This is a genomic window from Tolumonas lignilytica, assembly GCF_000527035.1.
Lineage (GTDB): Bacteria > Pseudomonadota > Gammaproteobacteria > Enterobacterales > Aeromonadaceae > Tolumonas > Tolumonas lignilytica.
Genome location: NZ_AZUK01000001.1, coordinates 2,151,736 through 2,176,927 on the forward strand (window position 1 = coordinate 2,151,736; position 25,192 = coordinate 2,176,927).

At 50.0% G+C, this 25,192-nt stretch carries 23 protein-coding genes; 5 read left to right on the plus strand and 18 right to left on the minus strand.

Annotation, left to right across the window (positions count from 1 at the left end; genetic code table 11):
- The first annotated feature begins 207 nt into the window (after window positions 1-207).
- Entirely contained in the window at window positions 208-816 is a 609-nt protein-coding gene (locus H027_RS0110090; protein ID WP_024872333.1) for a TetR/AcrR family transcriptional regulator, read from the plus strand.
- Here H027_RS0110090 and H027_RS18370 read toward each other — a convergent pair.
- From H027_RS18370 to gspC, 13 genes are all read right to left on the minus strand, one after another.
- Complete coding sequence (locus tag H027_RS18370; RefSeq protein WP_024872334.1) at window positions 786-4,094, minus strand: bifunctional diguanylate cyclase/phosphodiesterase; 3,309 nt, start codon at window positions 4,092-4,094, stop codon at window positions 786-788. The genes H027_RS0110090 and H027_RS18370 overlap by 31 nt on opposite strands.
- Before the next feature lie 127 nt (window positions 4,095-4,221).
- Entirely contained in the window at window positions 4,222-4,995 is a 774-nt protein-coding gene (locus tag H027_RS0110100; RefSeq protein ID WP_024872335.1) for a type II secretion system protein N, read from the minus strand.
- Window positions 4,995-5,477 carry a type II secretion system protein GspM gene (gspM, locus tag H027_RS0110105; RefSeq protein ID WP_024872336.1) on the minus strand — a complete coding sequence of 161 codons (483 nt, stop codon included), beginning with the start codon at window positions 5,475-5,477 and terminating at the stop codon, window positions 4,995-4,997. Before gspM ends, H027_RS0110100 begins: the two co-directional genes overlap by 1 nt.
- Window positions 5,474-6,664, minus strand: a complete 1,191-nt coding sequence (gene gspL, locus H027_RS0110110) for a type II secretion system protein GspL (protein WP_024872337.1) — start codon at window positions 6,662-6,664, stop codon at window positions 5,474-5,476. The genes gspM and gspL overlap by 4 nt, the downstream gene beginning before the upstream one ends.
- The gene (gene gspK / locus H027_RS0110115) at window positions 6,661-7,638 is read right to left on the minus strand and encodes a type II secretion system minor pseudopilin GspK (RefSeq protein ID WP_051448978.1); all 978 of its coding nucleotides are present in this window, start codon (window positions 7,636-7,638) and stop codon (window positions 6,661-6,663) included. The genes gspL and gspK overlap by 4 nt, the downstream gene beginning before the upstream one ends.
- Entirely contained in the window at window positions 7,638-8,267 is a 630-nt protein-coding gene (gspJ, locus tag H027_RS0110120) for a type II secretion system minor pseudopilin GspJ (RefSeq protein ID WP_024872339.1), read from the minus strand. The genes gspK and gspJ overlap by 1 nt, the downstream gene beginning before the upstream one ends.
- A gap of 6 nt (window positions 8,268-8,273) precedes the next feature.
- Complete coding sequence (gene gspI / locus H027_RS0110125; protein WP_024872340.1) at window positions 8,274-8,636, minus strand: type II secretion system minor pseudopilin GspI; 363 nt, start codon at window positions 8,634-8,636, stop codon at window positions 8,274-8,276.
- A complete protein-coding gene (gene gspH, locus H027_RS0110130) occupies window positions 8,633-9,295 on the minus strand; it encodes a type II secretion system minor pseudopilin GspH (protein WP_024872341.1) in 663 nt (220 codons plus the stop codon). Before gspH ends, gspI begins: the two co-directional genes overlap by 4 nt.
- On the minus strand, window positions 9,295-9,735 hold the full coding sequence (gene gspG, locus H027_RS0110135) for a type II secretion system major pseudopilin GspG (protein ID WP_024872342.1): 441 nt from the start codon (window positions 9,733-9,735) through the stop codon (window positions 9,295-9,297). The genes gspH and gspG overlap by 1 nt, the downstream gene beginning before the upstream one ends.
- A gap of 17 nt (window positions 9,736-9,752) precedes the next feature.
- Window positions 9,753-10,973 carry a type II secretion system inner membrane protein GspF gene (gene gspF, locus H027_RS0110140; protein ID WP_024872343.1) on the minus strand — a complete coding sequence of 407 codons (1,221 nt, stop codon included), beginning with the start codon at window positions 10,971-10,973 and terminating at the stop codon, window positions 9,753-9,755.
- A gap of 2 nt (window positions 10,974-10,975) precedes the next feature.
- Window positions 10,976-12,478 (minus strand): type II secretion system ATPase GspE, encoded by a 1,503-nt coding sequence (gspE, locus tag H027_RS0110145; RefSeq protein ID WP_024872344.1) that lies wholly within the window; start codon window positions 12,476-12,478, stop codon window positions 10,976-10,978.
- Entirely contained in the window at window positions 12,478-14,520 is a 2,043-nt protein-coding gene (gspD, locus tag H027_RS0110150) for a type II secretion system secretin GspD (protein ID WP_024872345.1), read from the minus strand. The genes gspE and gspD overlap by 1 nt, the downstream gene beginning before the upstream one ends.
- Before the next feature lie 22 nt (window positions 14,521-14,542).
- The gene (gspC, locus tag H027_RS0110155; RefSeq protein WP_024872346.1) at window positions 14,543-15,400 is read right to left on the minus strand and encodes a type II secretion system protein GspC; all 858 of its coding nucleotides are present in this window, start codon (window positions 15,398-15,400) and stop codon (window positions 14,543-14,545) included.
- Between the two features lie 187 nt (window positions 15,401-15,587).
- On the opposite strand from gspC, the gene nudE reads away from it, so the two are divergent.
- Window positions 15,588-16,190, plus strand: coding sequence for an ADP compounds hydrolase NudE (gene nudE / locus H027_RS0110160; RefSeq protein WP_024872347.1), 603 nt, complete (start codon window positions 15,588-15,590; stop codon window positions 16,188-16,190).
- On the opposite strand, the gene H027_RS0110165 is transcribed toward nudE, so the two are convergent.
- From H027_RS0110165 to H027_RS0110175, 3 genes are all read right to left on the minus strand, one after another.
- A complete protein-coding gene (locus H027_RS0110165) occupies window positions 16,176-16,832 on the minus strand; it encodes a DUF3142 domain-containing protein (RefSeq protein WP_237657941.1) in 657 nt (218 codons plus the stop codon). The two genes, nudE and H027_RS0110165, sit on opposite strands and share 15 nt — an antisense overlap.
- A gap of 47 nt (window positions 16,833-16,879) precedes the next feature.
- Window positions 16,880-19,066 (minus strand): PA5441 family protein, encoded by a 2,187-nt coding sequence (locus H027_RS0110170; RefSeq protein ID WP_024872349.1) that lies wholly within the window; start codon window positions 19,064-19,066, stop codon window positions 16,880-16,882.
- Window positions 19,067-19,176: 110 nt separating this feature from the next.
- Window positions 19,177-20,079 (minus strand): LysR family transcriptional regulator ArgP, encoded by a 903-nt coding sequence (locus H027_RS0110175; protein ID WP_024872350.1) that lies wholly within the window; start codon window positions 20,077-20,079, stop codon window positions 19,177-19,179.
- A gap of 96 nt (window positions 20,080-20,175) precedes the next feature.
- Here H027_RS0110175 and H027_RS0110180 point away from each other — a divergent pair, with 96 nt between their 5' ends.
- A complete protein-coding gene (locus tag H027_RS0110180) occupies window positions 20,176-20,799 on the plus strand; it encodes a LysE/ArgO family amino acid transporter (protein WP_024872351.1) in 624 nt (207 codons plus the stop codon).
- 102 nt (window positions 20,800-20,901) lie between these two features.
- Window positions 20,902-21,336: an Hsp20/alpha crystallin family protein gene (locus H027_RS0110185; protein WP_024872352.1), complete on the plus strand. Its 435-nt coding sequence runs from the start codon at window positions 20,902-20,904 to the stop codon at window positions 21,334-21,336.
- A 55-nt stretch (window positions 21,337-21,391) separates the two neighbouring features.
- On the opposite strand, the gene H027_RS0110190 is transcribed toward H027_RS0110185, so the two are convergent.
- Together H027_RS0110190 and trmA are read right to left on the minus strand one after the other, a co-directional pair.
- A complete protein-coding gene (locus H027_RS0110190; protein WP_161632454.1) occupies window positions 21,392-22,396 on the minus strand; it encodes a tetratricopeptide repeat protein in 1,005 nt (334 codons plus the stop codon).
- 34 nt (window positions 22,397-22,430) lie between these two features.
- Entirely contained in the window at window positions 22,431-23,531 is a 1,101-nt protein-coding gene (trmA, locus tag H027_RS0110195) for a tRNA (uridine(54)-C5)-methyltransferase TrmA (protein WP_024872354.1), read from the minus strand.
- Between the two features lie 134 nt (window positions 23,532-23,665).
- Between trmA and H027_RS0110200 the strand changes: the two genes are divergently transcribed.
- Complete coding sequence (locus H027_RS0110200; RefSeq protein ID WP_024872355.1) at window positions 23,666-25,156, plus strand: DUF5610 domain-containing protein; 1,491 nt, start codon at window positions 23,666-23,668, stop codon at window positions 25,154-25,156.
- Window positions 25,157-25,192 lie beyond the last annotated feature (36 nt).

The following is a 25,192-nucleotide window of genomic DNA, read 5'->3' on the forward strand; positions in this document are numbered from 1 at the left end:
GACCTCAAATTCATAGTGGCGTCTGGATATATCACTATCTCAACTGATAAATGTCACAGAACTTTGGCGAATTCAGCGGTGAAACGTTAAGTTATGCAAAAAATTGAACGTTCATTCTATTTAGAGTGTCCATTCTAGATTAGAATTTTTTCAGTATCAATCGCAAGACAGGGTAAAATATCAATTCCCTGGCATATGGATAGTTTGATGAGTGAAATAAGTATTACCTCTCCAGAATCTGATCGTGTGACTCAGCGACGAAATCAGGTACTGGATGCCGCTGCGATTTGTTTTAGAAATCATGGCTTTCATGGTGCCAGTATGGCACAAATATCTAAAACAGCAGGGATGAGCCCAGGCCATATTTATCATTACTTTGATAATAAGGAAGCCATTATTGCGGCCATTGTAGAACGCGATATGGAAGAGATGCTGGAATGGACCGAGATATTTTACGCTTCGGACAACATCTTTCAGGCCCTGATTAATGGCGTGGACTGTGGTGTCGAAGCAAACATGAATCGTGATAATGCCGCATTGATGTTGGAGATCATGGCTGAATCTGCCAGAAATCCACAAATTGCTGCCACCGTACAAAAATCGCATGCGGTTGGCCGTGATCGGATGTGCGATCTATTACGAAAAGAGATGACTCAGCGAAAAGCCTCCTCTAGCTATGATGTTCAGGTGAAGTCAGACCTTATCGGGGCACTCTTTGATGGTTTGTTAAACCAAAGTATCAATAACCCCGAACTTGATAAGGCTGCCCTGACCCAGCTCATGCGTCAGGTTGTGCAATTTGTCTTAACTTTGTGAGTCCGTTTGCGTTTAAAACTGGCCTGAACTACCGGATGATTTTGTTGTTTCAAGAGTTGCGCAAATTCATCGGGTGGTAGCGGCGGGCTCACCAGATAACCTTGGTAGTAATCACATCCCTGACGTTTCAGGAACTCAAGCTGGGCTTCGGTTTCGACCCCTTCGGCAAGGACGGTCAGCCTCAAGGAATGTCCCATGGCAACAATGGTGGACGCGATTTCCATGTCGTCACGCTCCAAGGGGATATCTTCTACAAAACGCTTATCGATCTTGAGCACATCCAGTGGAAATTGCTTCAAATAGGCTAATGACGAATAGCCGGTGCCAAAATCATCGATGGCAATACGGATCCCCTGTTTGCGTAATCCTTGTAAAATTTTCACTGCCTCTTCCTGCTGTTCCATCAGCGCACTTTCCGTGAGCTCCAGTTCCAGCTGATGTGCCGGGAAGCAGGTATTCTGCAAAATTGTGCCGATTAACTGGTGTACATCGCCATGATGCAGTTGCAGAGGTGATAAATTTACCGCCAGATTGATCGCTGGCAAATTCTGATCCAGCCAGAGCCGCCCTTGGCGGCAGGTTTCATACAAGACCCATTCGCCGATGTTCTGGATCAGGCCTGTCTCTTCTGCGACTGAGATAAATTCCGTGGGTTTAATCAGGCCATATTCTGGATCATCCCAGCGTAATAAGGCTTCGGCACCAATGATCTGGTTGGTCTCGATGGAGATTTGTGGTTGGTAAAATACTTTAAATTCGTTGCTGGTGATGGCCCGGTGCAGGCGTTGTTCTAATTCCAGTCTCGCTTTGGCCTTGAGGAACAGTTCTTCAGAGAAGTAACGGTAGCCATCCCGGCCGTCATGTTTCGCCCGATACATGGCGGTATCGGCTTGCTGCATGAGATCTTCGGCGGAATGCCCATGTTCAGGATAAAGACTGATCCCGATGCTGGTGCCAATGACCACATCGCGGTCATTAGACAGCGAGAACGGTTGATGCAGGGCATGAATGATTTTTTCGGCGAGATGGGACACATCATCCAGCGAGGGGTTGTTCTGGAGCAGGATTGTAAATTCATCTCCACCTAAACGGCAGACGATATCTGTTGTTCTTAACTGGTTTTTCAGTCTGGCGGAAACCTGATGTAATAACTCATCGCCGTAATGATGACCGAAGCTGTCATTTACGTTCTTGAAATGATCCAGATCCAGCATAAGCAGGGCCACCCGAGTGTTGGTGTGGATGGCATTTTGCAAGGCACAACCTAATTGTCTTCCCAGCATGGCACGGTTAGGTAAACCCGTGAGCGGATCGTGCAATGCCATGTGTTCCAAACGTGCTTCTGAGTCTTTTAACTGACTAATATCAGTATAAATACTGATGTAATAAAGAATTTCACCATTGTTGTCGCAGACCGGGTTGATACTGGTCATCATTGGCAACAGCTCACCATTTTGCTTGCGATTCCACAATTCGCCGCGCCAGAACCCGTGGTTATCCAGCGCATGTCGCATCTGATGATAAAAAATATCGTCGTGTTTGCCTGAGCGGAAAATACGCGGTCGCTGGCCTAACAGTTCTGTTTCTTTATAACCGAACAGATCAATCAGCGCGCTATTCACTTTGATTATATTGCGGTTGGCATCGGTGATGACAATGCCTTCTCGCGTACTTTCAAAGACGATTGCCGCTTGTTGCAGTTGTAGTTCGTTGGTTTTTTGTTGGGTAATGTCCGTCATGACACCGGTAAAGCGCTGCGGCTTACCTTTTCGGTCAAAAGCTGTGGTGACATGGTTTTCAACCCAAAGGTATTCTCCATCTGCCGTTCTGACCCGACATTCCAGAATATATTCCCGATGTCGGGATTCAATATGATGAATGACTTCAGCCCATACCCGTTGCAAATCTTCCGGATGTAACAAATCACTCATCGTGAGTTGGCCGTTAATAAAATCATCGGCCTTATATCCCCAGCGTTGTACGTTGCTGGAGACATATTCCAGTTTCCAACTGGAATTGGGTTGCCAGCGGAACAGGATGGTCGGGCTGGCATCGATTACCTCGCTGGCGTATTGCAGCGCGGTCAGGGCAGTAGCTCGTTCTTTCGCTTGCTGTAACATATCTAAGGCATAAGTGACATCCATCATCATGTCATTCAGCGTGGCAAGTACTTCTGACGAAAAGAAATCAGGTTCATCGGCATAAAGATTCAGTGCACCAATGACGCGACCATTTTCCCGGATCACAAAATAACCGGCGGACTGAAAACCAGCGCGCATGGCGGCATCATGAAAAGGCCGTACAGACTCATCACTCTGGAAGTGGTTCAGGATCAGATGGGTGTTGCTGACAATGGCGCGATCGGTTGGCACCAGAAGCCGCGGTGCGCTTCCCGTATCTTGAATGACCTGTTGTCGATACTGTTCAATAAATTGCAAAAAGCCATTATCGTGACCATAACTGGCGATGTTGCTTGTGGGCGTATGTTCCGACAAGCTGACCCAAGCAAAAACAAAACCGCCATGCTGTACCGCAATACGACAGATATTCTGCAGCAATATTTGGCGATCCTGGCTGCGCACAATGGCCTGGTTGGTCTGGGACAGCATGTCATAAAGATTGTTCTGCCTGATGAGTCTCAGCTCACTGTTTTTGCGGGCGGATATATCCTCAATGACGTTGATCACGCAATCGATACTGCCATCCGGACGGCGGATGCAACGAGTGTCAATTAGTGCATGCAAAATAGAACCGTCTGGACGTACAAAGCGTTTTTCTCGGCGATATCCTTGAGAGTCTCCCCGCTGCATGCGATCCCATTCCAGCAAATCATTTTGACGATCATCGGGATGAGTCAATGCCAGCAAGTTGAGCGCAGCCAGTTCTTCATGGGAGACTTTGAATAAGGTGAGCAGATGATCATTGAAACGCAACCAGCAACCGTGAGCATTGCTGGTGATTGCCATGCCAAGCAACGGTAAATCAAAAAAATGATGCAGGAGTTTGTCTCTTTCGGCGACGCACTGCGCCATATCCTGCTGATGCTGTAAATATTGCTGTCGCCAGACCAACAGGAAAAAACTGCTGACCGTGATCCCGGTAATAAAGGTGGTCAGCGTGACCCAGAATGTCAGACTGCTAAAAGGGGATGCATTTTCTGCATGGGTCGGGGCGAAGCTGTGACTGGAGAAATAAAACCATGCCAGTGACAATACTGTGTAAAACAGCATGATCCGCGTTGCTGAACGCAGCGGGATCTTTGCGGCGGCACTATTCATGATAACGACACCATCCTTGCTCTTTGTTCTTTATAATATTTATGTGGTTGTGACAGGCGATATAATACGCGTTTTTCCTCCGGTTAAACGCGAGCTAACCCTATTTTTATGTGTGATAGTTCGAATATTAGAAATTAGTCAGTTGCCCCTGTTGCTTAATATGAAAGGTTCCTTTCGTATCAGGGGTGCCCAGTAACGTCAGCGATGAACGTAATGCTTCGGGTAACGCATTGCCAGCAGTCAGTGTGGCTTGCAACTGATAACGACCTGACAGTGCAAGTTGAAGGGTAGTCTGACTACGGATGGCTGCCGACGATTGTTCTGCATTCAATACAAAAGATCGGTTATGGCATGTCAGGGTAAATTGCGGTGAATCCAATGCGACCGCTCCGAGCGGTGTGGCAATGCTTGCCTGAGACCAGCGGGCCTGACCTTCCAGCGAGAGACATTGGTGCGGGTTGATTTGCAATTGAGATATGTTCAATGACAAGTTTCCAGACAGTTCTGCCGGGAGTGGTGTGGGGGTATAAGTTTGTAACACATTGACGGGGGCCTGCAGCTGCACGTCGTTGACAAACCAGTCACCACGCCAGCCAATACGCAGATGACCCTCTATATTCTCTTTATCGTGCAATACGACTTCAACCGTCGGCATTCCCAGCCATAAACGTCGCCATAGTACATCCCAAGTGATGTGACGAAAGACATGTTGTTGCCACTGTAATTCACCAATTTGACCCTGCCAGAGCGTACCCTGAATGTCATAGAGCTTAAGCCCTGCAGGCAGGGGAAGACGCGGAACAATGTAGACCGCCGGTAAGGTAGCCAGTAAAAACAGCAGATAACTGAAAACGGCCAAAACGCCCGGCAATAGTCGGGGAAGTCTAAGTTTGATACGCATTATGAATTTTTATTCCGTCCAAGTAGCAATCGTTTCACCAAGACATAACCGGGTTTTCCTGCCGGTTGCAGTTCAATCTGCTGCACTACAATGCCATATTGTTGTTCCAGCATATCCAGCCAGTTGAGTAACTGTTCAAATGGCAGTGCATCCGTCTCAATCAGTGCACCATTTTCTCCCTGTGGTTGAATACGGCGGGGGATGATCTGATACGTGTGGCTGGTGGCACTCAGGACACTGGCAATATCATCGGTTCGTTTGCTGGACGGTGTGCTCTGTTTCAGTTGCCGAATCAGCGGAGCTTGCTGACGCATCCACTGTAATTGTTGCTGTAACTGCACCACCTGATGCTGCTGGTGTTGCAGCTGTTGCTGTAAAGGGACCCAACCCTGACGATACAGTAAAAATACCAGCAGAACAGCCGTTCCTGTCAGCACCAGCCAACGCTCGCGCGGCATTAATCGTTGCCACCACTGCTTCATGATTTGCTCCTTAGTATCAGGGTGCCACTGGCCTGTCCGTTTTGTTCCTGCAGATCCGACATTTCGGCTTTGAATGAGGCAGATGCTTGAGTTTTCAGTTGCTGCAACATGCGTAAATCTTTCGCACTCACTTGTACACGGAATTCCTGCTTATCTGCATCAAAACGAAGCTGCTGTAACACGCAATCGGGAGTCTGATGTAATAACGGTGCCAGTATGCTTAGCTGGTTTAAGAAGCTGCTACTGAGCGGTGTTTGCTGCAATGCGGCCAGATGCTGGCGAAATTGAACGGTAGGATTCACCACGCGCTTTTCTTCCGGGAACAGTTGCCGATAGACAGTCGTTATCTGTTGTTGCAGTTGCTGTTGTTGTTGGCGTGTTTGCAGATAAAGCACGCTCTGATTTCCGATAACCAGAACCAACCAGAAGCTGGCTAATAATGCCGGCCACCGCCAACGTGACCACTGTTTCTGCCATGGGGCCACCTGACGGTAGGCTCCCTGCAATAAGTTACATTGTCTGGATGGCAGATGTTCCGCTAGCAGCTGTAACGGTAATTCGCACAACGATACCTGCCATTTTCCACTTTCTGCTGCTGATGGCGCTGGGGTATAACTGTGTAAATTCGGTTGATGCGGTTGAGTTTCCAGCCAGGTAGAGAGCCAACTGCCATCCACCACACTGCCGTCATGGGTGGATTGACGGATAAGCCATTGTTCGCCCAGTTGCAACAGCGGCCATTCATTATCTGTTGGTTGAGGTAAAGCCAGTACGTCTGGCAACAGTTGTTGAGCTGTCAAGCCGGCATCGGCCAGCCAAGACAGCCACTGAGCCATTTGGCTTTGCTCTACGGCCGCAATATGGGCCTGTTGACCTTGCTGTTCTAAAACCACCAGATGCAGTTGTTCGACATCACTGGCAATCTGTTCTTCCAACATAAAGCGCAGCGCCCGCAAGGTCTGGTGATTCAGACGGCCCGGTAGTGTCAGCTCGCGAAAGATCACATCGCAGCCCGGGACCAATACAATCACCTGACGATGCCCGGCGCGTTCGGTCAGTTCCGATAATTGTGCGGCGCTATTGAGTTGGCCACTGGAAATGACGGCTTGCTGGGTAACTGACCACACCAGCCAGTACACGCAATCCTGATGACGAGAACCCAGCCGTACTAATAAAAATTCGTTCACTCAAATCCTCCGAAATGACGACGGATAACAGTCACCTGATTGTTGCTCTGGCGCTGAAATAGACTGATAAGCCGGGTTTTGGTCCCATCGTTATCGGCCTGCAGGGTGGCCAGAAAATAGAAGCTTTTGACCGCCAGTGCCGATGAAACCTGATTACCAGCAGCGGCTGTATTGCTCAAGGCGCCCAATTCCATAAACTGAGCAACACTGTCCCAACCCTCACGGGGTCGTTGTTCCAACAGCGTGCGGGCATCATCTACATTCAGCGTATCAAGAAACAGGGAGGCCAGTAAGGGGGCCTGTACGGGGCGCAGTGTATTGATGTCGATGCTGAGCGTTTTTACCGGAATGACACAAATGAGTGGTAGCAACTGGCGATACAGTTTGGCATCGACCCCTTTCACAGCGCGAAGTTCGCTGACATCCTGCATCAGCCCATTGGCCGGTAAATAGGGCGGTGTGAGTGACTCGTAATCACTGTCTTCGGCGCCAAACTGTCGCACATTCGTATCGCTATCTAACCAGTCTTGCAAGGCGGCCGTGATCTGTTGGGCTCGATAGTCATCCACCTTCAGGTTGAGTAGCAAATGATAAAATACATTAGCCCGATAGGTCGAACTGGCACTAGGTGATTCGGCATCACTTCCACTGAGGGAATTCAGGTTGAAACAGGCTTGGGCATCACGAACAACCCCCTGCAATGTGGCGTTTTCTACCGGAAAAACCTGGCCTTCGGTTGCCCAATATTGTGCCAGCGAGTTTTTATCCGGGTCATCTTTAAAATCCTGATTAAGTGCTTTGCTTATCAGTGTTTCTGTTCCCAGCAAATACCAGTAATTTTGCATTTGTAATTGCTGTTGATCGGTGCGCAGCCATTCCATCCGGTAGCGTTGGGTCATATTACTGGCCAGCGTCACCATGACGGCTAACAGCAACAATACTACCAGCAGTGCCATGCCGCGTTGTTTTTGCATCAGTTGCTCCCACTGGTTGTGGCGAGCAAAAAACGTCGCTGGATGGTGCCATAGTCTTCCAGTGTTAAGGTGATTTCTACCGCGGCTGGCAGTTCGGCTGGCGTCGACCATTGGGTTTGCCAGTCGTTATTTTTGTAGAAACGCAGGCTGAAGGCGGTCACCTTGGTCAACAACGGTGTGATGTCTGGTGCCGTTCCGGTCACGGTATCCGGATACAGCCAGGTTAATCGTTCCAATTTCTGTTTTGAGAGACGATAACCCACTTTTTGCAGCTCTGAGCGGCGTAACAGGCTACCGGGGTTAAACCAACCTGCCCGGACAAACAACACAGAGCCATCTTCACTTTCTAACTGGAAGGGTTCCGCCTGAAAAACCGTTGAACTGGTTTCACCATCAAGTCGGGTGGTGCGAGGAACGGCTTGCGTGAAATCACGTTCCAGGGTGGCCATGGCGCGTTGCAACTCGGCTAGCCGGGCGATTTTCGCCTGAGAAACTTCATCATTGCGTACCACCCCCTGCAGCACCGCGTAGGCGCTGAGACTTAAGATTGCAAAAATCACCAACGCCAACAGGACTTCCAATAAGGTAAATCCGCGGGGATAGGCTTTTCTTGGCATTCGTGTCAGCATCATGTTTCAGTACTTGGACACGTAGCTGCGCAGTGAAGCGCGAGGATCGGCGGCTTTTTCTGTATCGCGCACTTCGACATCAATTGCGCGAAATTGCGGGTCAGCCGTTTCAACACCGTGCCAGCGCCAGTAATAGGTTCTGCCAGCCATCTCTTCTGTGCCGGTACTCCAGCTCAAATTAGGCCATTTATCCGATACACGAATGGTGACCATTTGATTATCGGCAACCCAGTTGGCAAAGGTTTTGTCTTCCAGTGCAGCGAGTGCAACCACCTGACCGGTGACGGTTTGCATTAATGTCAGCCCGGCAATGGCAAAGATGGCCATGGCAACCATGACTTCCAGTAATGTCATCCCGCGACATCTCAAGAGTTGCCTCCGGAAACGGTGTCTGCCGGGTTATTCAGCACTGTAATTTGGCCATTTTCGTGCCCTTTAATCTGCCGAAACTGAGTGCTGTTACTCTTTTGTTCCTCAAGCGTCAACGAGAAAGGGGTGATTTCACCACTAGGTAAGAGCAGGATTTGTGGTGTTGTTTCGTTGAGCTGGTTTTCGGTGTCAAACCATTGTGGTTCCGAACGGACTAAAAGGTTGTCTTCATCCTGTAATTGCAACCCTTCCAGTGTTAGCTTCAATGAGATCTTTTCATCAAACTCACCTGCGGTGCGTAATTTATCACTCTTATAGGGCTGCCATACCTGATGTTCCCAGTCCGGCAGGGTATCTAGGGCCTGGCTTGCTGTTTGCGTGACGGTATTGCTATTGGCCTCAGCCTTAGGTTGCATCACCATAAATTGATAACCGTGTTTGGTGATATGTAACCCAATAGTACGGCCTTGCTGTGTGGCCTGTTCGCTCATGACCTGAACTGTGGCTGCAAACTGCTGACTTTCTTCAGCCAGACCATTTCCGAGCTTCGGATTGGGCCCGCCCGGGATCGACAAAATCACAATCCCGGCAGCACATCCGATAATGATCATGACCAACATAATTTCAATCAGCGTGAAACCACGCATCGAGTTACGCATCACTGTTTCGTATCCCGCTTATCCAAATTCCAGTTACCAACATCATCATCTGTTCCGGCCTGACCATCAGGCCCCATTGAGAACACATCAATGGTTCCATGTTCGCCTGGGCTCAGCAGTTGATAGTCATTTTGCCACGGGTCGGCAGGCAGACGTTTAATATAGCCGCCGTCTTTGTAATTCTTGGGTACAGGGTCACTGTCCGGTTTGGTGAGCAACGCTTGTAACCCCTGATCTGTCGTTGGGTAACGGCCATTATCCAGTTTGTACATATCCAGTGCATTTTCCAGCGCCACAATATCGCTGACGGCTTTTTGATGGTCGGCCTGATCTTTGTTGCCCATCAGATTCGGGACAATCAAACTGGCCAAAATCCCCAGGATCACGATCACCACCATGATTTCCAACAATGTAAAACCGCGCTGTTGTTTATGTTGCATCTGTACCCCCATTAAAATTATCGGCCTACCATATTATTCAGTTGCAGGATCGGTTGCAGGATCGCCAGTACAATGAACAGCACCACGACAGCCATACTGACCACCAGTGCGGGTTCAAAAATACTGAGTGCTATATTGACCTGACTTTCAAATTCGCGATCCTGATTGTCGGCCGCCCGTTCCAACATATTATCCAGTTCACCGCTTCGTTCACCGGACGCAATCATATGCAGCATCATCGGTGGAAACAATTTGGTTTGTTCTAATGCAGCCCGCAGGCTGGAGCCTTCTCTGACCCGTTCGGTGGCTTCAGAGACCTTTATTTTGGCTTCATCATTACTCAATACGTCTCCGCTGATGTGCATCCCCTCCAGTAATGGCACCGCACTGGAGTTCAGAATGCTGAGTGTGCGGGCAAAGCGGGCAGTATTGAGCCCTCTGCTCACCCGACCGATGATCGGTAAACGCAGGATAGCCGCGTGATAGCGACGACGGTTAGCTGGTTTGGCGACCCAAGAGCGCCATATGATCAGCGCCAGAGCCGTGAGCAACAGGAACCATAGACCATAACCGCGGACGACATCGCTGGCCCCCATCAGAAAGCGGGTGCTGAAAGGCAGTTCTTGTTTCATATGCACAAACTGCTCAACGACCTTCGGTACCACTGTGGCCAGCAAAATCGCGATGACGCTGATAGCGACGAGGGTCAGGATGACCGGATAAATCATGGCCTGCAGCAGCTTGTTTTTCATCTGCTGGCGTTGTTCGGTGTAATCAGCCAACCGGTTGAGCACCGTTTCGAGATGACCGGATTTCTCCCCGGCAGCCACCATGGCGCGATAAAGCGGATCAAACACTGAGGGAAAGGTAGACATGCCTTCAGCCAGCGAATGACCCTCCAGCACCTTGGTCCGGACGGCCGCAATGAGGGTGCTCAGCCGGGCTTTTTCCGTTTGTTGGGCAACCGCTTTTAAGGCTTCTTCTATCGGCAAGGCGGCAGCAACCAGCGTTGCTAGTTGACGGGTAAACAGCGCCAGTTCACCGGTGCTGATGCGGGGCTGAAACCAGCGCCGATGCTGTGTCTGCTGTGTGACTCGCTCTACGGCTTCGGTCAGTTCAACCGGTGTTAATCCCTGTTCACGCAGAAATTGTCGGGCCTGACGCGGGGAATCCGCCTCGATCATTCCCTCTTTGCGCCGACCTTTCGCATCCAGCGCTTCATAGGCAAACGCTGGCATGGTTAATCCTCCCGAGTGACGCGCAACACTTCTTCCAGCGTGGTATCACCCTGTAAGACACGTTGTAAACCGTCGGTGCGGATGCTCGGTGTGTGGGACCGAATCAAACGCTCAATTTCCTGTTCACCTGCGCCGGCATGAATGGCTTCACGGATGTGTTCATCGACAATCAGCAATTCATAAATACCGGTTCGACCCTTATAACCGGTGAAGTTGCACGCTTCACAGCCGACAGCTTTAAAGAGATGAGTCACCGTTGCCGGAAACTCATAGAGCTGTCGATCACTTTCACTGAGTGGGTGAGGCTCTTTACAGTGTGGGCATAACGTACGCACCAAGCGTTGCGCCAGTACCCCCAGCAGTGAGGTGGAGAGCAAAAAGGGTTCAATTCCCATATCACGTAAACGGGTGATCGCACCAATGGCGGTATTGGTATGCAAGGTTGACAACACCAGATGGCCGGTGAGCGAGGCTTGTACGGCAATTTGAGCGGTTTCCAAATCGCGAATTTCGCCGACCATTACCACATCCGGGTCTTGACGCAGAATGGCCCGCAAGCCCCGAGCGAAGGTCATGTCTACTTTCGGATTTACTTGCGTCTGACCCACACCTTCTAGGTCGTATTCGATAGGGTCTTCAACCGTCAGGATATTACGATCTTTGGTATTGATTTCCGATAAGGCCGCATACAAGGTGGTGGATTTACCAGAACCGGTTGGTCCGGTCACCAGAATGATGCCATGCGGTTTGCGGATCAGATCCGCAATATGTGCACGGTTGCTATCGGTCATGCCGAGCTGTTTCAGTTCCAGTCGGACATTGTTTTTATCCAGTAAACGCAACACGACACGTTCACCGTAACTGGATGGCATCGTGGACACACGGACATCCACCGCGCGACCGCCAATTCGCAGGCCGATGCGGCCATCTTGCGGCACGCGTTTTTCTGCAATATCCAGTTTGGCCATGACCTTGATACGAGAAACCAGCAAGGAGGCCAGTTTACGTTGCGGACGCAGGATCTCGCGCAGCACCCCATCGATCCGGAAACGGATCACCAGATGTTTTTCAAAGGTTTCGATATGAATATCAGATGCTTCCGCCTTGATGGCCTCACTGAGCATGGCATTTATCAAGCGAATGATCGGCGCGTCATCATCGGCATCCAGCAGATCTTCGTTATTAGGCAATTCTTCGGCCAAGGTGAAGAAATCGGCCTCATTCCCTATATTTTCCATCAATTGACGCGCTTCAGACGAATCGCGCTGATAATCTTCAGTCAACTGCTGTTCAAACGCATCGGCATCTAGCCAGTGTAACTGAAAAGGCTGACGCAACAGGCGACGAACCTCTTGCAACGTCTGGGCGCTGACGCCGGTGCGGCAGTACAACAGGGGTTCGGCATGTTGCCACTGCAGCAATACCCCATGGTCACGGGCATAGGCAAAATTCAGTCGTAACAGCGGTGGCGGAATGGCAGAACCTTCAGGCATAACGGCCGACATTACTGCACTCCTGCCTCATGGCGTTGCTGTTCCAGCATGGCTTTCATTTTCGGCGATAAAGTCGGTTGCTCGCCGTAAGCCGGTAAAATCGGACGCTCTACCGGCAGTGCCAGTCGATCGGTGTCTTCCTCTTGGGAAAGCTGTTCAGCTCGGAACAAATCATACTTACTGCTGGATACACCGGTGTAGGTGATCGGATCGCGTAAAATGGTCGGATGGATAAAGACCATCAGATTCTGTTTGCTCTTGGTGGTGCCGTTATAACGGAACAGGTAACCCAACACCGGGATGTCGCCCAGTAACGGCACCTTATAGACCGACTCGGTCGTGGTATTACTCAGCAAGCCTCCGAGCACGACCGTTTCGCCGCTTTTCACCAACACCGCATTTTTAACGGTACGTGTGTTGAAGGTAGAGCCCAGGCTGCTGCTACTGGAAGAAGAGGAATCAGACGAGGTTGATGAGGCAACACTGGAGACTTCCTGTTCGATTTCCAGTAATACGGAATCCCCTTCGTTGATTTGTGGGGTGACTTTGAGTTTGGTGCCGACCGTTTTCCGTTCCACAGTGTTATACACACTGCCGGTGGTGCTGGATTGGCTGCCGGTCACGACAGGCACTTCCTGCCCGACATTAAAGGCGGCTTCTTTATTATCCAGTGTGACAATACTCGGCGTGGCCAGAATATTACTCTTGGTGTTACTGGATAGCGCAGTGACCAGTCCGGCCCAGTCGCCGGAATAGAAGCCGGCAGCCATTCCGTTAAAGCTGCTCAAAGCGTTTGTTGTGTTGCTGGACAGCGTGCCATTTTTTTTGTAATCGAGCGCGGCTTGCGCAACGGTCGTAGATGGAAGCCCGGTTCCTACGAATTGTGTTCCGCCGCCGTTCCTGTTAGCCCACTGTACGCCAAAATTCAGGGCGTCACCGTCTTGAACTTCGACGATGACGGCTTCGACTAAGACTTGTGCCCGACGGATATCCAGCTTGGCAATAATACGCTCCAGTTCCTGCATGATATCCGGCTGCGCGGTGATGACCAGGGCATTGGTTTGTTCATCGGCGACAATGCTGAGATCTTTGCCATTAAACGCAGCACTGCCAGAACTGCCTCCGGTAGATGAACCGGCTGTACTGGTGTTCATGGCTGAGGAACTGCCATTTTTTTCACTTTGAATGGTTTTACTGGTTCCACTTAATACATCAACCAGATTTTTGGCCTTGGCATATTTTAAATAAAACACGCGTGTATTGCCCTGATTCTGCTGCTCGCGGTCCAGTTGACGGATGATGTTGACGATACGTTGTCGGCTCTGGGTTTCACCGCTGATGATAACCGAATTGGTACGCTCATCGGCGACAACTTTGGGGGTCAGGACATTGGTCAGGTTATTTTTATCGTTCTTATTCAATGCGGTAATTAATCGCACCATTTCACTGGCTGAAGCATATTTCAGTTTGATCACATCGACTTTTTCATCACCGACTTTGTCGACGCGATGCACGATATCTACCAAGCGGTTAACGACAGCGGCGCGACCGGTCAATAACAAGACGTTGGAGGGTTCGTAATGTACGACATTACCACTGCCTGCATTGTCATTGAGCTGACGCAGTAGTGGTGCCAGTTCTCGAACAGACACGTTGTGAACCGGGACGACTCGGGTCACCATTTCATCACCGCTGCCTGGTTTACTGTCGTCAGCGACGGGAATAGCTGCGGTTTTGGCCGTGGCGGATTTTACGACTTTCAGGATGCCATCTGGCATGGGAACGACCGCAAAACCGTAGACATCCAGTACGCTCAGGAAGAACTGATAATACTGCTCATCATTGAGTAAATCATAACTGCGGACGTTGACCGTGCCCCGCACTGCCGGATCGACAATAATAGTTTTATTGAGATTTTTGCCGACGGTATTAATAAATTCCTGAATATCGGTGCCTTTAAAGCTCGCTGTATATTCAGCAGCACTAACTGACGGGAGTGTGAGCTGGGTGCAGAGACAGCTAATCACCAAGCTTCGTTTGATAAATTGCTTCATTTAAATCATTCACTCCACGTGCTTATGGTTGCGCCAGATTAATATAAACATCCTGATCAATGCCGTTGCGTTCGACAGTGATATTCATTTCGCTCATATGTGTTAATTGCTGCATCGCCTGAGCGGCTTCACTGCTATTTCGCAGATCTAATCCGTTGATACTGATGGCTAAATCATTCGGCTGCAAGCCAGATTGGTTAAATATGTCTGAATGATGCCCAGGATTTAAACGATAACCTTTCAATTGATTGTTTTCTCTGACTGGCGTGATACTCAGATAGTCGAGGAGCTGTCCTGGATTTTTTAAAAGTTGCTGGCGGACATCTGATATTGATGCAGGCGCAGATACGGCAGATGAGGAAGCGGTTGTGGCTGAGGCATTTTCATCCAACAGTAACGCTTCTTGCTGTTGCTGACGTGTAATAATCACCCGGTCTGGCAAGATCTGATCAATACGAGCGTCAGTTCCCTGGATCACATCACCAATCTGATAACTTTGTTGCTGGTTGTTGCGGGCGATGATCGCAATGGAACGGCTGGGAATACTGCTGGCCATGATCCCGGTCAGTTGTGCATTTAAACGACTCTTGGGGGCATCGGTCTGAACAGCTTTGTTGCTGGTTAACTGAGCTACACCAAACAATGCTGCATTGCGAATGGCAACCAATCGCTGTTGGTTATCTTGCGGTTCATTGCGCGAGTTGACCGATGACGAGGCAGGCGAAAGTGGTGTGGTGGTTTGCGGGAGCGGCAGTAAATGCCACGTCAGTTGTGCCAATTGGTAACTGCAGCCTAATAAGAAAAACAAGACTGCCATACGCTGGATCGTATTTAGCCCGTTTTCACTTAAAAACCAGTCTCGGATAGTCAGTAACCGCATTGCCATTCTCTTTTTTTATAATAGTTTTCCCTAAGGGAATAACATTCTGCTATGTGATACCGACTGATACAACTATTAGTAAGAATACATCTGCAAATCATTACACAATTCACGGAATCTTGACAAAGACAGTGTTAACCGAGACAGATATACTGTTGTTACTATTTGTTAACATTGTGTGGTTTTCATGTCAGAAAAGCCAATTAATGCCGAACGAGCTTTACCGGAAATCATACAACGGGATGTTGTGGCGCAAAGTCGTCTGTTCCGCGTCGAGGCTTTGCAACTACGCTTCAGTAACGGGGAAGAGCGGGTTTATGAGCGCATTCCGGGTGGTAACCGCCATGCCGTGATGATCGTGCCGATATTGAATAACGACACTCTGCTGCTAATTCGTGAGTATGCTGCCGGTACGCACTCTTATGAAATCGGATTTCCTAAAGGACTGGTGGATGCCGGTGAGACAGATGCGGATGCGGCCAACCGGGAATTGCAGGAAGAGATTGGTATGGCATCCCGGCAATTAACGTTTCTGAAGCAAGTATCATTGGCACCAGGCTTTATGAATGCCCGCATGGCTATCTTTCTTGCCAAGGATTTGTATCCGCAACAACTGGTGGGTGATGAACCGGAGCCGTTGGAGGTGATCCCTTGGCCATTGCAAGAGGCGGACGCGTTATTGGAACACCCGCAATTTCATGAGGCGCGCAGTGTGGCGGCGTTGTTGCTGTTACTTCGTCATCTTAAAGAAGACACGGCTTTGCGGTCTGAGACATCATTGATTAAGTAAAAAAACAACGTAACCGCGAAAATAGCGGGTTTTCGCCAGAGAGTCCGGGGCCTGCCACTCACCGTGCTGCACTAACCCGATCTTAAAGGGGATTTGTAACCGAGCCAGACGTGGCAGATAGTCGGTGTAATTCCTGATGGTATGTCGGCCCTGGTAGGTTTGTATCACGACCTCATCAACCACCTGACGTAGCTGGTTGACCTGTTCGGGAGAGGTGTGATTACTCCAGTCGAGTAACCCGGTAATACTCAGTGCATATTCAGAAGGCAGATGCTGGCGTAATTGCTGAAGAAACGCGGTGTATTCCGCCAAGCGTAAGGTGCGGGCATCGAAGTCAATCTGAATGCCGACTACCGCGTTACCGGCCCGCTTCCAGCGGTGTATCTGCTGTATGACCTGCTGATAGATGGCATCAGGCCAGTTTAATGTTTCTACCCGGTAAGTGAGCCAGACCCGGCCATGACGTAACCGGGGCACCGGAATACCTTGGGGAATAAACTGACTTTCTCTTCGCCCCGAACTGATTTGCCCCTGCAGAATATAAAGCGTATCGGCTTGCGCCAACACGGGCTGTGGCCGCACCGCACTCCATAACCAGAATGCGTGATAGTCTGAGGCATCGACGTTGGCAGAGGCTGGCATCGATGTGATGCCAGCAATGAGGCTAATCCAAAAAAGGATCTGGCGCATTACCAGTAGTATTTCAGTTGCTTAGCCCAGCGGGTATCGCCAAATTGCGATTTCAACGTATGGAACCACTGTTTTCGCTGATCGACGGCGATCTCTTGCGCACCGCAACTGTTATAGCCACTGGGTGCAAAGCAATTGATGGCACGATAAAGGGCATACGCTTTATCTTCGTGTAACGGCTGTTTTTGGGCGATGATTTGCAGATAACCATCCAGTCGTGAAAATGGTTTCCCGGGGAAGAAACTTTCGGTGCCACCGAGTTCATGGCTGTCGGGCTGGGTATTCAGCGGGAAATCATCTAAACCCTGACGGAGAATAAATTCGCCCAAACAGTTCAGGGCCCGAGGATTGGTTTTGTCATCCTGCAGGGTTTGCACCACGGCAGTTAAGGCCGGACATTGATAGTCCGTCGCATTTTTGCCATCCCACTGGAAGAGCGCCAAGGCTTGATCTGTACTATAGGTGACGCCCATGAACAAAGGTTCAGAACTGGCTTTCTCCGGTAGTGATTTGACGTCTTGCAGAAAATCAGCATACAGGCCATGCGTCAGATCTTTATACAGTAACGTGAACAGAGCAATGTCATGTTCCTGTGACGAGAGCGGATGGACGATCTGTTGGCGCAGCAACTTGGGTGCCGCAATATTCCGTAACAAGATCTCACGGATCATCGCCGTTTTGATCGGCGAATTATGAGCAAAAACTTGTTCCAGTTTTTGATTCCGTTCGTAGTTCATGGCTAAAGCCAGTTCCAACTGCTGATGCTGGAGTGGCTCTTTTACCTGCGCTAACAATTTCAGCCATAACTGCTCGGCTTGGGTCCATTGTTCTTTGTTTTCCAGTGCTAAACCGCGCAGGGTCTGCTGGCTGAAGTGCAGATAATCCAGCGGTTGTCCGGCTTTGAGCTCTGGCAGTATGTTGAGGGTTTTGTCGGCATCTTTTTCCACATACAGGGAATAGGCACCGAGCAGATAAGTGTACAGTTCTGGTTGCTTGGCAAATTTGTTTTGCTGCGATTGCAGTTCCGATAACGTAAATGGTGGCCGACTGTCGTTATCGCTGCGACGGCGCATCAGCATGAGATCAATAATGGACAGCAATTGGGGATCGTCGATGTTGCTGGTGTCGCTGTAAGAGAGCAGCAGCTTATTGTCAATTTCCTGAATCAACTGGTTATTGCTGATATTGCTGTCACTCATCGGATGCTCAAACCAATAGGCATAGGCTTGAGCCAGACGTTTTTGATCGTTGGTGAGCCAGTAAATGCGTCGTAACAACCCCTGCGCAGAGGCTTTATATTGTCCGTGAGGATATTCTGTCAGATAGCTGTTGAACGCGGATTCTGCGGCCTGCAAAGTAGCAAGATCGACCTTTTCATTGTTGGGAAAACCCATATCATCAAACGCGTTTTGTTGGGCGTCATTCAGGAACACACGACCCTTCATGTAGAGTGCCGTTTCTTTTAACCAAGGCTGGGAAGCAACGCTGAGAGCATTGAAAGTGGCGATAGCCTGGGTAAAGTCACCGTTATAAAACGCCAGTGCGCCTTGCAGATAATCTGAAAACAGCTGACCAGAGGCAGATTGGATATTGTCAGGCAACAGGGCTGACTGTTGGGTTGCGTCGCCATCGCAGCTTTGCAGGATAGCCAGACGGCTTTGCGCCAGCGTTTGCTTTTCTGCAGCGGGGATATCGCTGGTATGCGCTAACTGTTGCAGATAAGTGAGCGCTGTTTGCGGATTATTGGATGCACAGCGACTGCCATCCCAGGTTGATTCTTGCGCTAATAAACTCTGGGCAGTGGTTTTGTTGACCCCCAACTGGATTGCCTGTGTCAGCAGTGGTGTGTTTTCGGCGGCCGATTCCGTTGCGTTGGTGTCGTCATTCTGGTCAGCATCGTCTTCCAGATCGACGGGAAAGGGGATGAGTGCGTAGCCCTGTTCTTTATAGTAATTGTCGCGGGTGGGAACGGAAATTTGACTATGATGTTGATCTGCAAGCAATAATTGTAAGTTGATCCGGCTGTCATTGGCTGGTGAAAGGAACGGAGTATTGTTGCAGGTGTCCAACTGATCTCGGGTCAGATTCCAGGTGGGATAACAACTGTCATCGCTGCAGGCGAATGCCGGAAGTTGTAATAATGCATAGAAAATGAAGCTGCCGGTTATCGAGAAGCGTAAAGACATATCCCATCCTTCTTTATTGTTGTGTCGGCATGATTGTTTGATTATCAAACAATTGAATCAGGGATGCTACTAAGTTGATACGTAATGCCATGGGAATTTGCCCCTCGTTTTTATTGCTGGGGCAAACTTTGATTGCTCCAGGTTAACAAGCGTTGCGATATCTGGCGATACATTCCTCGCTCTAAAGCCCAGCGTTGCCAATAAAGACCGCGTTCGCGTAACGGTGTTTCCGGCATCAGTTCGATGAGTTCGCCACTTTCCAGTTCCCGGCTGATTTGCAGTTTCGGGATCAGGCAATAAGCCGCACCGGCCTTGGCCAAAGCCACAAAGGCTTCTGAGGAACGCACGGTATGGCAGGGATAACTGCCCGGTGGTAAGCCAAAATGCTGTTCGATAAAACTGATATGCATGTCATCGCGCTGATCAAAGGCCACCCCAGGTGCTTTACGCAGAGCCTGCTCCGTCAGACCATCCGGGAAGTATTGCCGGATAAAACCAGATGATGCCGTTAATACATAATCCATATAGCCCAGCAATTCAGACTGACAACCCGGCAGCGCCTCCGCTTGTGTCGTAATAGCGCCAAAGGCTTCGCCGTGGCGCAGACGTTCGATGGTTCGGTTCTCATCTTCAATCAGTAGATTCAGCTCGATCAGGCCCGGTTGCAGCAGGGGCGTGAGTGCCGGAATCAGCCAGGTGGCCAGACTGTCGGCATTAGTTGCGATAGTCACTGGCAGGGGTTTGGCTGGCATATTGGGGGAGAGGTGCGGCAACAACTCCCGCTCCAGTTGTTGCACTTGCTGATAATGCGTCAGCAACAGTTGTCCCATATCGGTCAGTTGCAGGGGCTGACTGCGGATCAGGACCGGTTGCGCGACCTGCAACTCTAACTGTTTTATTCGTTGCGAGACGGCCGATTGCGTCAAATGAAGTTGATTGGCGGCACGCTCAAAGCTCTGTTCCCGTAGCACCACATCGAGTGCCTGCAATAATTTATAATCGAGATGGTTCATTAATTTTTCTTATCTTATATAAGAATCATGAATTTTACTTAAGTCTAACCTGTTCTTATGCTGCTGCCAGTTTAAAAATAAGGAATGGACGCAGACATGATTAACGGCGCTATTTATCTTCAGGGCATGCTGGTCGGAGCCAGTTTGATTATTCCCATCGGTGCACAGAATGCGTTTGTGTTGGAGCGTGGTATCCGGCGTAATCATGCCATGTTAGTGGCCGGACTCTGTTTTCTGGCCGATGCCGTGCTGATCACGCTGGGCGTCGGAGGGGCAGGCAAGATCATTGCACAATCGCATGGGTTGCAATTGATGCTGTCTCTTGGTGGAGCGGCATTTTTGCTGCGCTATGGCTGGGGCAGTTTATCCCGGGCATGGCGTGGCAGTGCACAAACGCTGGCATGGCAGGGAGGGATGAGCCGCACCAGAGCCGTGGCCATGACGATGGCTGTTACTCTTTTGAATCCACATGTCTATCTGGATACCGTGATGATTCAAGGGGCCGTCTCTGGGCAATATCCCCGCAGTCAGCAGTTCAGTTTTGCTCTGGGCAGTGTGTCTGCCTCCTTGCTCTGGTTTTTTGGTTTGGCACTGTTGGCAAGCTGGCTGGCACCGCAACTGCAGCGAGTCAGAGTGCAACAATGTATTGATGTGGTGGTGGGCAGCATCATGTGGTTGATCGCGGTAGGGTTGCTGCGACACGGGGTCTCGCTGGTATAAAAAACGCGTCATGAGATGCTTGAAATTTACGCAAATAGACCTATATAAATAATAGGCGTGATCGTTGTCTGAGTGATCCACCTGCGCCATAAGGAGGTTTATATGCGTCTCGAAAAATGGAACCCGTTCCGTGACCTTGACGATATTTTCCATAATTATCAGCGCTCTTTCCCTGTTCCTTTCTGGGGCCGGGAATCAATGACTGGCGGCAGTGAATGGGTTCCTGCCGTGGATATTGTGGAAGATGAAAAAGAGTATCAGCTCAAAGTCGAAATTCCTGAAATTCCACGTGAAGCCATTAAGCTGCAGATCAGTCATGGTACGCTGACAATTACCGGCGAACGTAAGATGGAAAAGAGCGATGAAAAACACCATCGTATCGAACGTTACTATGGTAGTTTCAGTCGGAGTTTCACGTTACCGGACGATGTTAAGGCGGAAAATATCACCGCTAATTTCAGTGATGGCATGTTGTATGTGCATATGCTGAAGAGTACACCGGCGGGCGATAAACCACTGGAAATTGAAATCCATTGATTTAACGTGAGGAGAAACGGCATGCCGGTTGATCAGCATGCCGTTTTGTTATCTGTTACTGAGCCTGTGGTTTTTGATATTGCGTGAAGTAGCGCAGTGCCAGTGATTCTGCGTCAGCCTGTTGGGCCGGTGTTAAATGTGCGGCGACCTGTGCTTTATTGACGGCAGCTTGTGGATTGCCGTTGACGGCTGAAACCGCTAACCAGGCATAAGCCTGAACCGCATTGGTCGGTACACCTTCCCCTTTGGCATACATCACACCCAAGTTGCACTGTGCTTCGTAATTTCCTTGCTCTGCCGCTTTCTGCATCCATTTAGCGGCCTGCACCAGATCTTTTTTGACACCAGAACCCGCCTGATACATCAAAGCCAGATTAAATTGTGCGGCCATCAGTCCTTGTGTGGCGGCCTTTTCAAGGTATTCGGCAGATTTTGAAAGATCTTTGCCGACACCGCTGCCTTTCTGATACAGCATGCCTAAGGCAAACTGCGCGTTCATATCATTGACGCTAGCGGCTTTCTGATACCACTTGATAGCTTCCGGGAGATCCTGCGGGCTGCCACGGCCTTGTGCCAGCATTTGGCCTAAGGTGAACTGGGCTGCTGCATGTCCTTGCCGGGCCGCTTTGGTCAGCCAGTCGACCGCCTGCTTGGGATCAGGCGCCACTCCTTGCCCGCTGTCGTACATTAATCCCAGATTATATTGGGCATAAGGATCGCCCTGTCGGGCTGCTTGTGCATACCAATAGGCCGCTTGCTGGAAATTCTGACTGACACCGATGCCATTATCGTAGAGAAAACCGAGATTAAACTGTGCCTTGGCATGGCCTTGTTCTGCGGCTTTGTGGTACCACTCGGCAGCCTGCTGAAAATTTTGCGACACACCCTGTCCATTCTCATACATCAAACCCACATTGTATTGAGAGTTGATATCGCCCTGTTGTGCCGAACGGAAGGTGGCAGCCACGTCTTCCGTTGTCAGCGTGGCAAAGACCATGACAGGACACAGAGACAGCAAGAAAACCAGCCGGCAAAGGGTTTTTTGATAGGCGTTTTTCATGATGTGCTGTCTCGGATTCAGTTTGGGTATCGGTTTATTTTCGCACCAACCAGACACCGGATTCCATGTGATGCGTGAATGGGAATTGATCAAACAAGGCACAGCGTTTGATCGCATGGGTCTGACACAGGGTGTTCAGGTTATCGCACAGGGTTTGTGGATTGCAGGAGATATAGAGAATTTGTTCATATTCCTGAATCATCGCCAGTGTCGCTGGGTCTAATCCGGCGCGTGGTGGATCAACCAGAATCGTATTGCATTGGTAGCTGTGCAGATCGATCCCTTTCAGGCGGTTAAATTCACGCACTCCGTTCATGGCCTGGGTAAATTCCTCGGCGGACATATGCAGAATTTGTACGTTATCAATCTGGTTCACGGCAATGTTATGTTGTGCGGCATTGACCGATGATTTGGCGATCTCGGTGGCCAGCACCCGGTTAAAGTTTTTTGCCAGTGCCAGCGAGAAGTTGCCGTTGCCACAATACAGCTCCAGCAAGTCGCCCTGACAACCAGCGGTGACATCCAAGGCCCAGCCAAGCATATGCTGATTCATTTCGGCATTGGGCTGAGTAAAGCTGTTTTCTACCTGCATGTATTCCAGCGTTTGCTCGCCGACTTGCAGGCGCTCCAGCACATATTCCCGCTCCAGAACGATTTTTTGCTTATGCGCACGCCCCACAATATCGATTTCACCGAATTCGTTGCGTAAGGTCTGGCGTAATTCTCGGGCGGCTGGCTGCCATTCGTCGTTCAGGGTTTTGTGATAAAGCAGGCTAATTAGGGCTTCGCCACTTAACGTCGTCAGAAAATCAACCTGAAACAACTTATGCTTAAGGGTGTGACTGGCTTGCAGCAATGCCTGCAGGCGCGGCATGAGCTGGTTAATCAAAAAGCTACCGGTTGGAAAGCTCTGCACGTAATAGCGTTGCTTGGTCTCGCTGTTGAACATGACATAAAACAGTTCATCCCCTTCATGCCAGATGCGAAATTCCGCACGCATGCGGTAATGGGTAGGGGCAGAGGCAAATACATCGGGCATCGGAGCCTGAAAAGGAGCCAGTAATTGCGTCAGGCGTTGCTGCTTTTCATGCAATTGTTGCTGGTAAAGGGCATCAGAATGCGCCGCATGTGTCATGTTGAACTCCGTCACTACAGGAAGGGCGGAAATTGTATGCAGTTGTGCGTCGATGTCCAGTTTTTCTGCTTAAGTTTTGTTCAGTCAGGCCGATATACAGATAACCGTGCGTGTAATCGGTTTCGGAGATGATCATGAAATTAGATCAGGTAAATAACTCTGCGTTACAAAGTTTGCTGAAGAACATGCAACGTCAGAGCAGTAAAAATAGCGGTTCGTCCACCGCGCCCGGCGATGCCGTTTCGTTAAGCAACCCGGCGCAGCTGGGTAACCGGATCATCCAGTTTTCCCTGTCCCAGTCGCTGACCATCGGTGGCAAGCGCTATAACGTCAGCCAGAAAGACGATAGCAATGCTGCCACGTCCAGCACAGACGGCTCTCTGTTTGATTATAAAAAAGTGGCGGAGAACGTTTTGTCCTTTGTCACCAACACTATCCGTGCGCACCAGCAGGCGGGTGAAAATAATGACAAGCTGAAAAGCATGCTGGATCAGGCCTATAAAGGCATAGACCAAGGCTTCAGCGATGCGCGCAAAGAGCTGGACAAGAATGGATTACTGACCGATCCGCTCAAAGAGGGTATTGATAAAAGCTACAACCTGATCCAGAAAGGGATGACCGATTTCGAGAAGGAATTATTTGGTACGCCTGCCGATGGCAGTAATACGGCGACAACCACTGACGCCACCACGGCGGATGCGGCCACGGCTACCAACACGGCTTCGACCACCACACCAGCGACGACCGATACAACATCTGCTGCGCAGGTGAAAACGCCCAAAGAGATTGGCAATTCGATTCTGGCCGCGTTTATGGGGCAGGAATCTGCGACGCTGGAACTGACCACCAAAGAGGGTGATAAAGTCACCATTCAGTTTGATGATCAGCAGCTATGGCGTCAGCAACAGAGTAGCGGTCTGGCGAAAAAAGCCATTCAGACATATGGTCAACTCTCTGGCAGTAATAGCAGTGCCAAACCAACGGACACGACCAATGCCGGCACTACTTCCGGTTCCGTCTTTTATAGCCACACCGCCCAGTTCAGTTTCAAGGTGGAAGGGGATCTCAACAGCAGTGAGTTGAAATCGATCTCGGATATGGTGAACAAAGTTGGTTCGTTGTCGGACAGCTTCTTTAACGGCAATATCAGTGATGCCTTGCAGCAGGCCAAGCAATTGGATCTCGGCGGTAGTGATCTGTCTAGCTTGTCGCTGAATCTCTATCAGCAACAGGCACTGGGTTGGGCCGGAAATACGGGCACGTCAACCGCGGGCAGCCCGACTGCGGACCAGAGCAGTAGTTCGACCACGCCTGCTGCCAGTAGCTCCACCGACAATAAAACGTCGGCCGATCAGCCGCCGACAGCCACCTCATTGCCGGATGTCTTTGGCAAACTGAACGACTATCTGAAACAGCTGCAGGCCTTGTTTGACCAGATGTCGGGTTCGCTGACACCCGATGCCCAGAGCCAGTTACAGGGTTGGGTGGCCCAAAAGCAACATCCAGAGCAGTCGAATGCACAAATTGGTCAGTTTGTCAGTTTTAACCAATATATGCAGCAGGTCATGACGGGGCTCCAGAGCGGGCAGACGACAACTTCCGAGCCGGATCGTACGGCCACTTGATTTAACAAAGGTTTACTCAGTTTGTGATGGCGGATA

Bases quoted from the DNA above. Each gene is read 5' to 3' on its own strand.
- H027_RS0110090 (WP_024872333.1), top strand. From the start codon at position 208: ATGAGTGAAATAAGTATTACCTCTCCAGAATCTGATCGTGTGACTCAG.
- H027_RS18370 (WP_024872334.1), bottom strand. From the start codon at position 4,094: ATGAATAGTGCCGCCGCAAAGATCCCGCTGCGTTCAGCAACGCGGATC.
- H027_RS0110100 (WP_024872335.1), bottom strand. From the start codon at position 4,995: ATGCGTATCAAACTTAGACTTCCCCGACTATTGCCGGGCGTTTTGGCC.
- gspM (WP_024872336.1), bottom strand. From the start codon at position 5,477: ATGAAGCAGTGGTGGCAACGATTAATGCCGCGCGAGCGTTGGCTGGTG.
- gspK (WP_051448978.1), bottom strand. From the start codon at position 7,638: ATGCAAAAACAACGCGGCATGGCACTGCTGGTAGTATTGTTGCTGTTA.
- gspJ (WP_024872339.1), bottom strand. From the start codon at position 8,267: ATGCTGACACGAATGCCAAGAAAAGCCTATCCCCGCGGATTTACCTTA.
- gspH (WP_024872341.1), bottom strand. From the start codon at position 9,295: ATGCGTAACTCGATGCGTGGTTTCACGCTGATTGAAATTATGTTGGTC.
- gspG (WP_024872342.1), bottom strand. From the start codon at position 9,735: ATGCAACATAAACAACAGCGCGGTTTTACATTGTTGGAAATCATGGTG.
- gspF (WP_024872343.1), bottom strand. From the start codon at position 10,973: ATGCCAGCGTTTGCCTATGAAGCGCTGGATGCGAAAGGTCGGCGCAAA.
- gspE (WP_024872344.1), bottom strand. From the start codon at position 12,478: ATGTCGGCCGTTATGCCTGAAGGTTCTGCCATTCCGCCACCGCTGTTA.
- gspD (WP_024872345.1), bottom strand. From the start codon at position 14,520: ATGAAGCAATTTATCAAACGAAGCTTGGTGATTAGCTGTCTCTGCACC.
- gspC (WP_024872346.1), bottom strand. From the start codon at position 15,400: ATGCGGTTACTGACTATCCGAGACTGGTTTTTAAGTGAAAACGGGCTA.
- nudE (WP_024872347.1), top strand. From the start codon at position 15,588: ATGTCAGAAAAGCCAATTAATGCCGAACGAGCTTTACCGGAAATCATA.
- H027_RS0110165 (WP_237657941.1), bottom strand. From the start codon at position 16,832: ATGCCAGCCTCTGCCAACGTCGATGCCTCAGACTATCACGCATTCTGG.
- H027_RS0110170 (WP_024872349.1), bottom strand. From the start codon at position 19,066: ATGTCTTTACGCTTCTCGATAACCGGCAGCTTCATTTTCTATGCATTA.
- H027_RS0110175 (WP_024872350.1), bottom strand. From the start codon at position 20,079: ATGAACCATCTCGATTATAAATTATTGCAGGCACTCGATGTGGTGCTA.
- H027_RS0110180 (WP_024872351.1), top strand. From the start codon at position 20,176: ATGATTAACGGCGCTATTTATCTTCAGGGCATGCTGGTCGGAGCCAGT.
- H027_RS0110185 (WP_024872352.1), top strand. From the start codon at position 20,902: ATGCGTCTCGAAAAATGGAACCCGTTCCGTGACCTTGACGATATTTTC.
- H027_RS0110190 (WP_161632454.1), bottom strand. From the start codon at position 22,396: ATGAAAAACGCCTATCAAAAAACCCTTTGCCGGCTGGTTTTCTTGCTG.
- trmA (WP_024872354.1), bottom strand. From the start codon at position 23,531: ATGACACATGCGGCGCATTCTGATGCCCTTTACCAGCAACAATTGCAT.
- H027_RS0110200 (WP_024872355.1), top strand. From the start codon at position 23,666: ATGAAATTAGATCAGGTAAATAACTCTGCGTTACAAAGTTTGCTGAAG.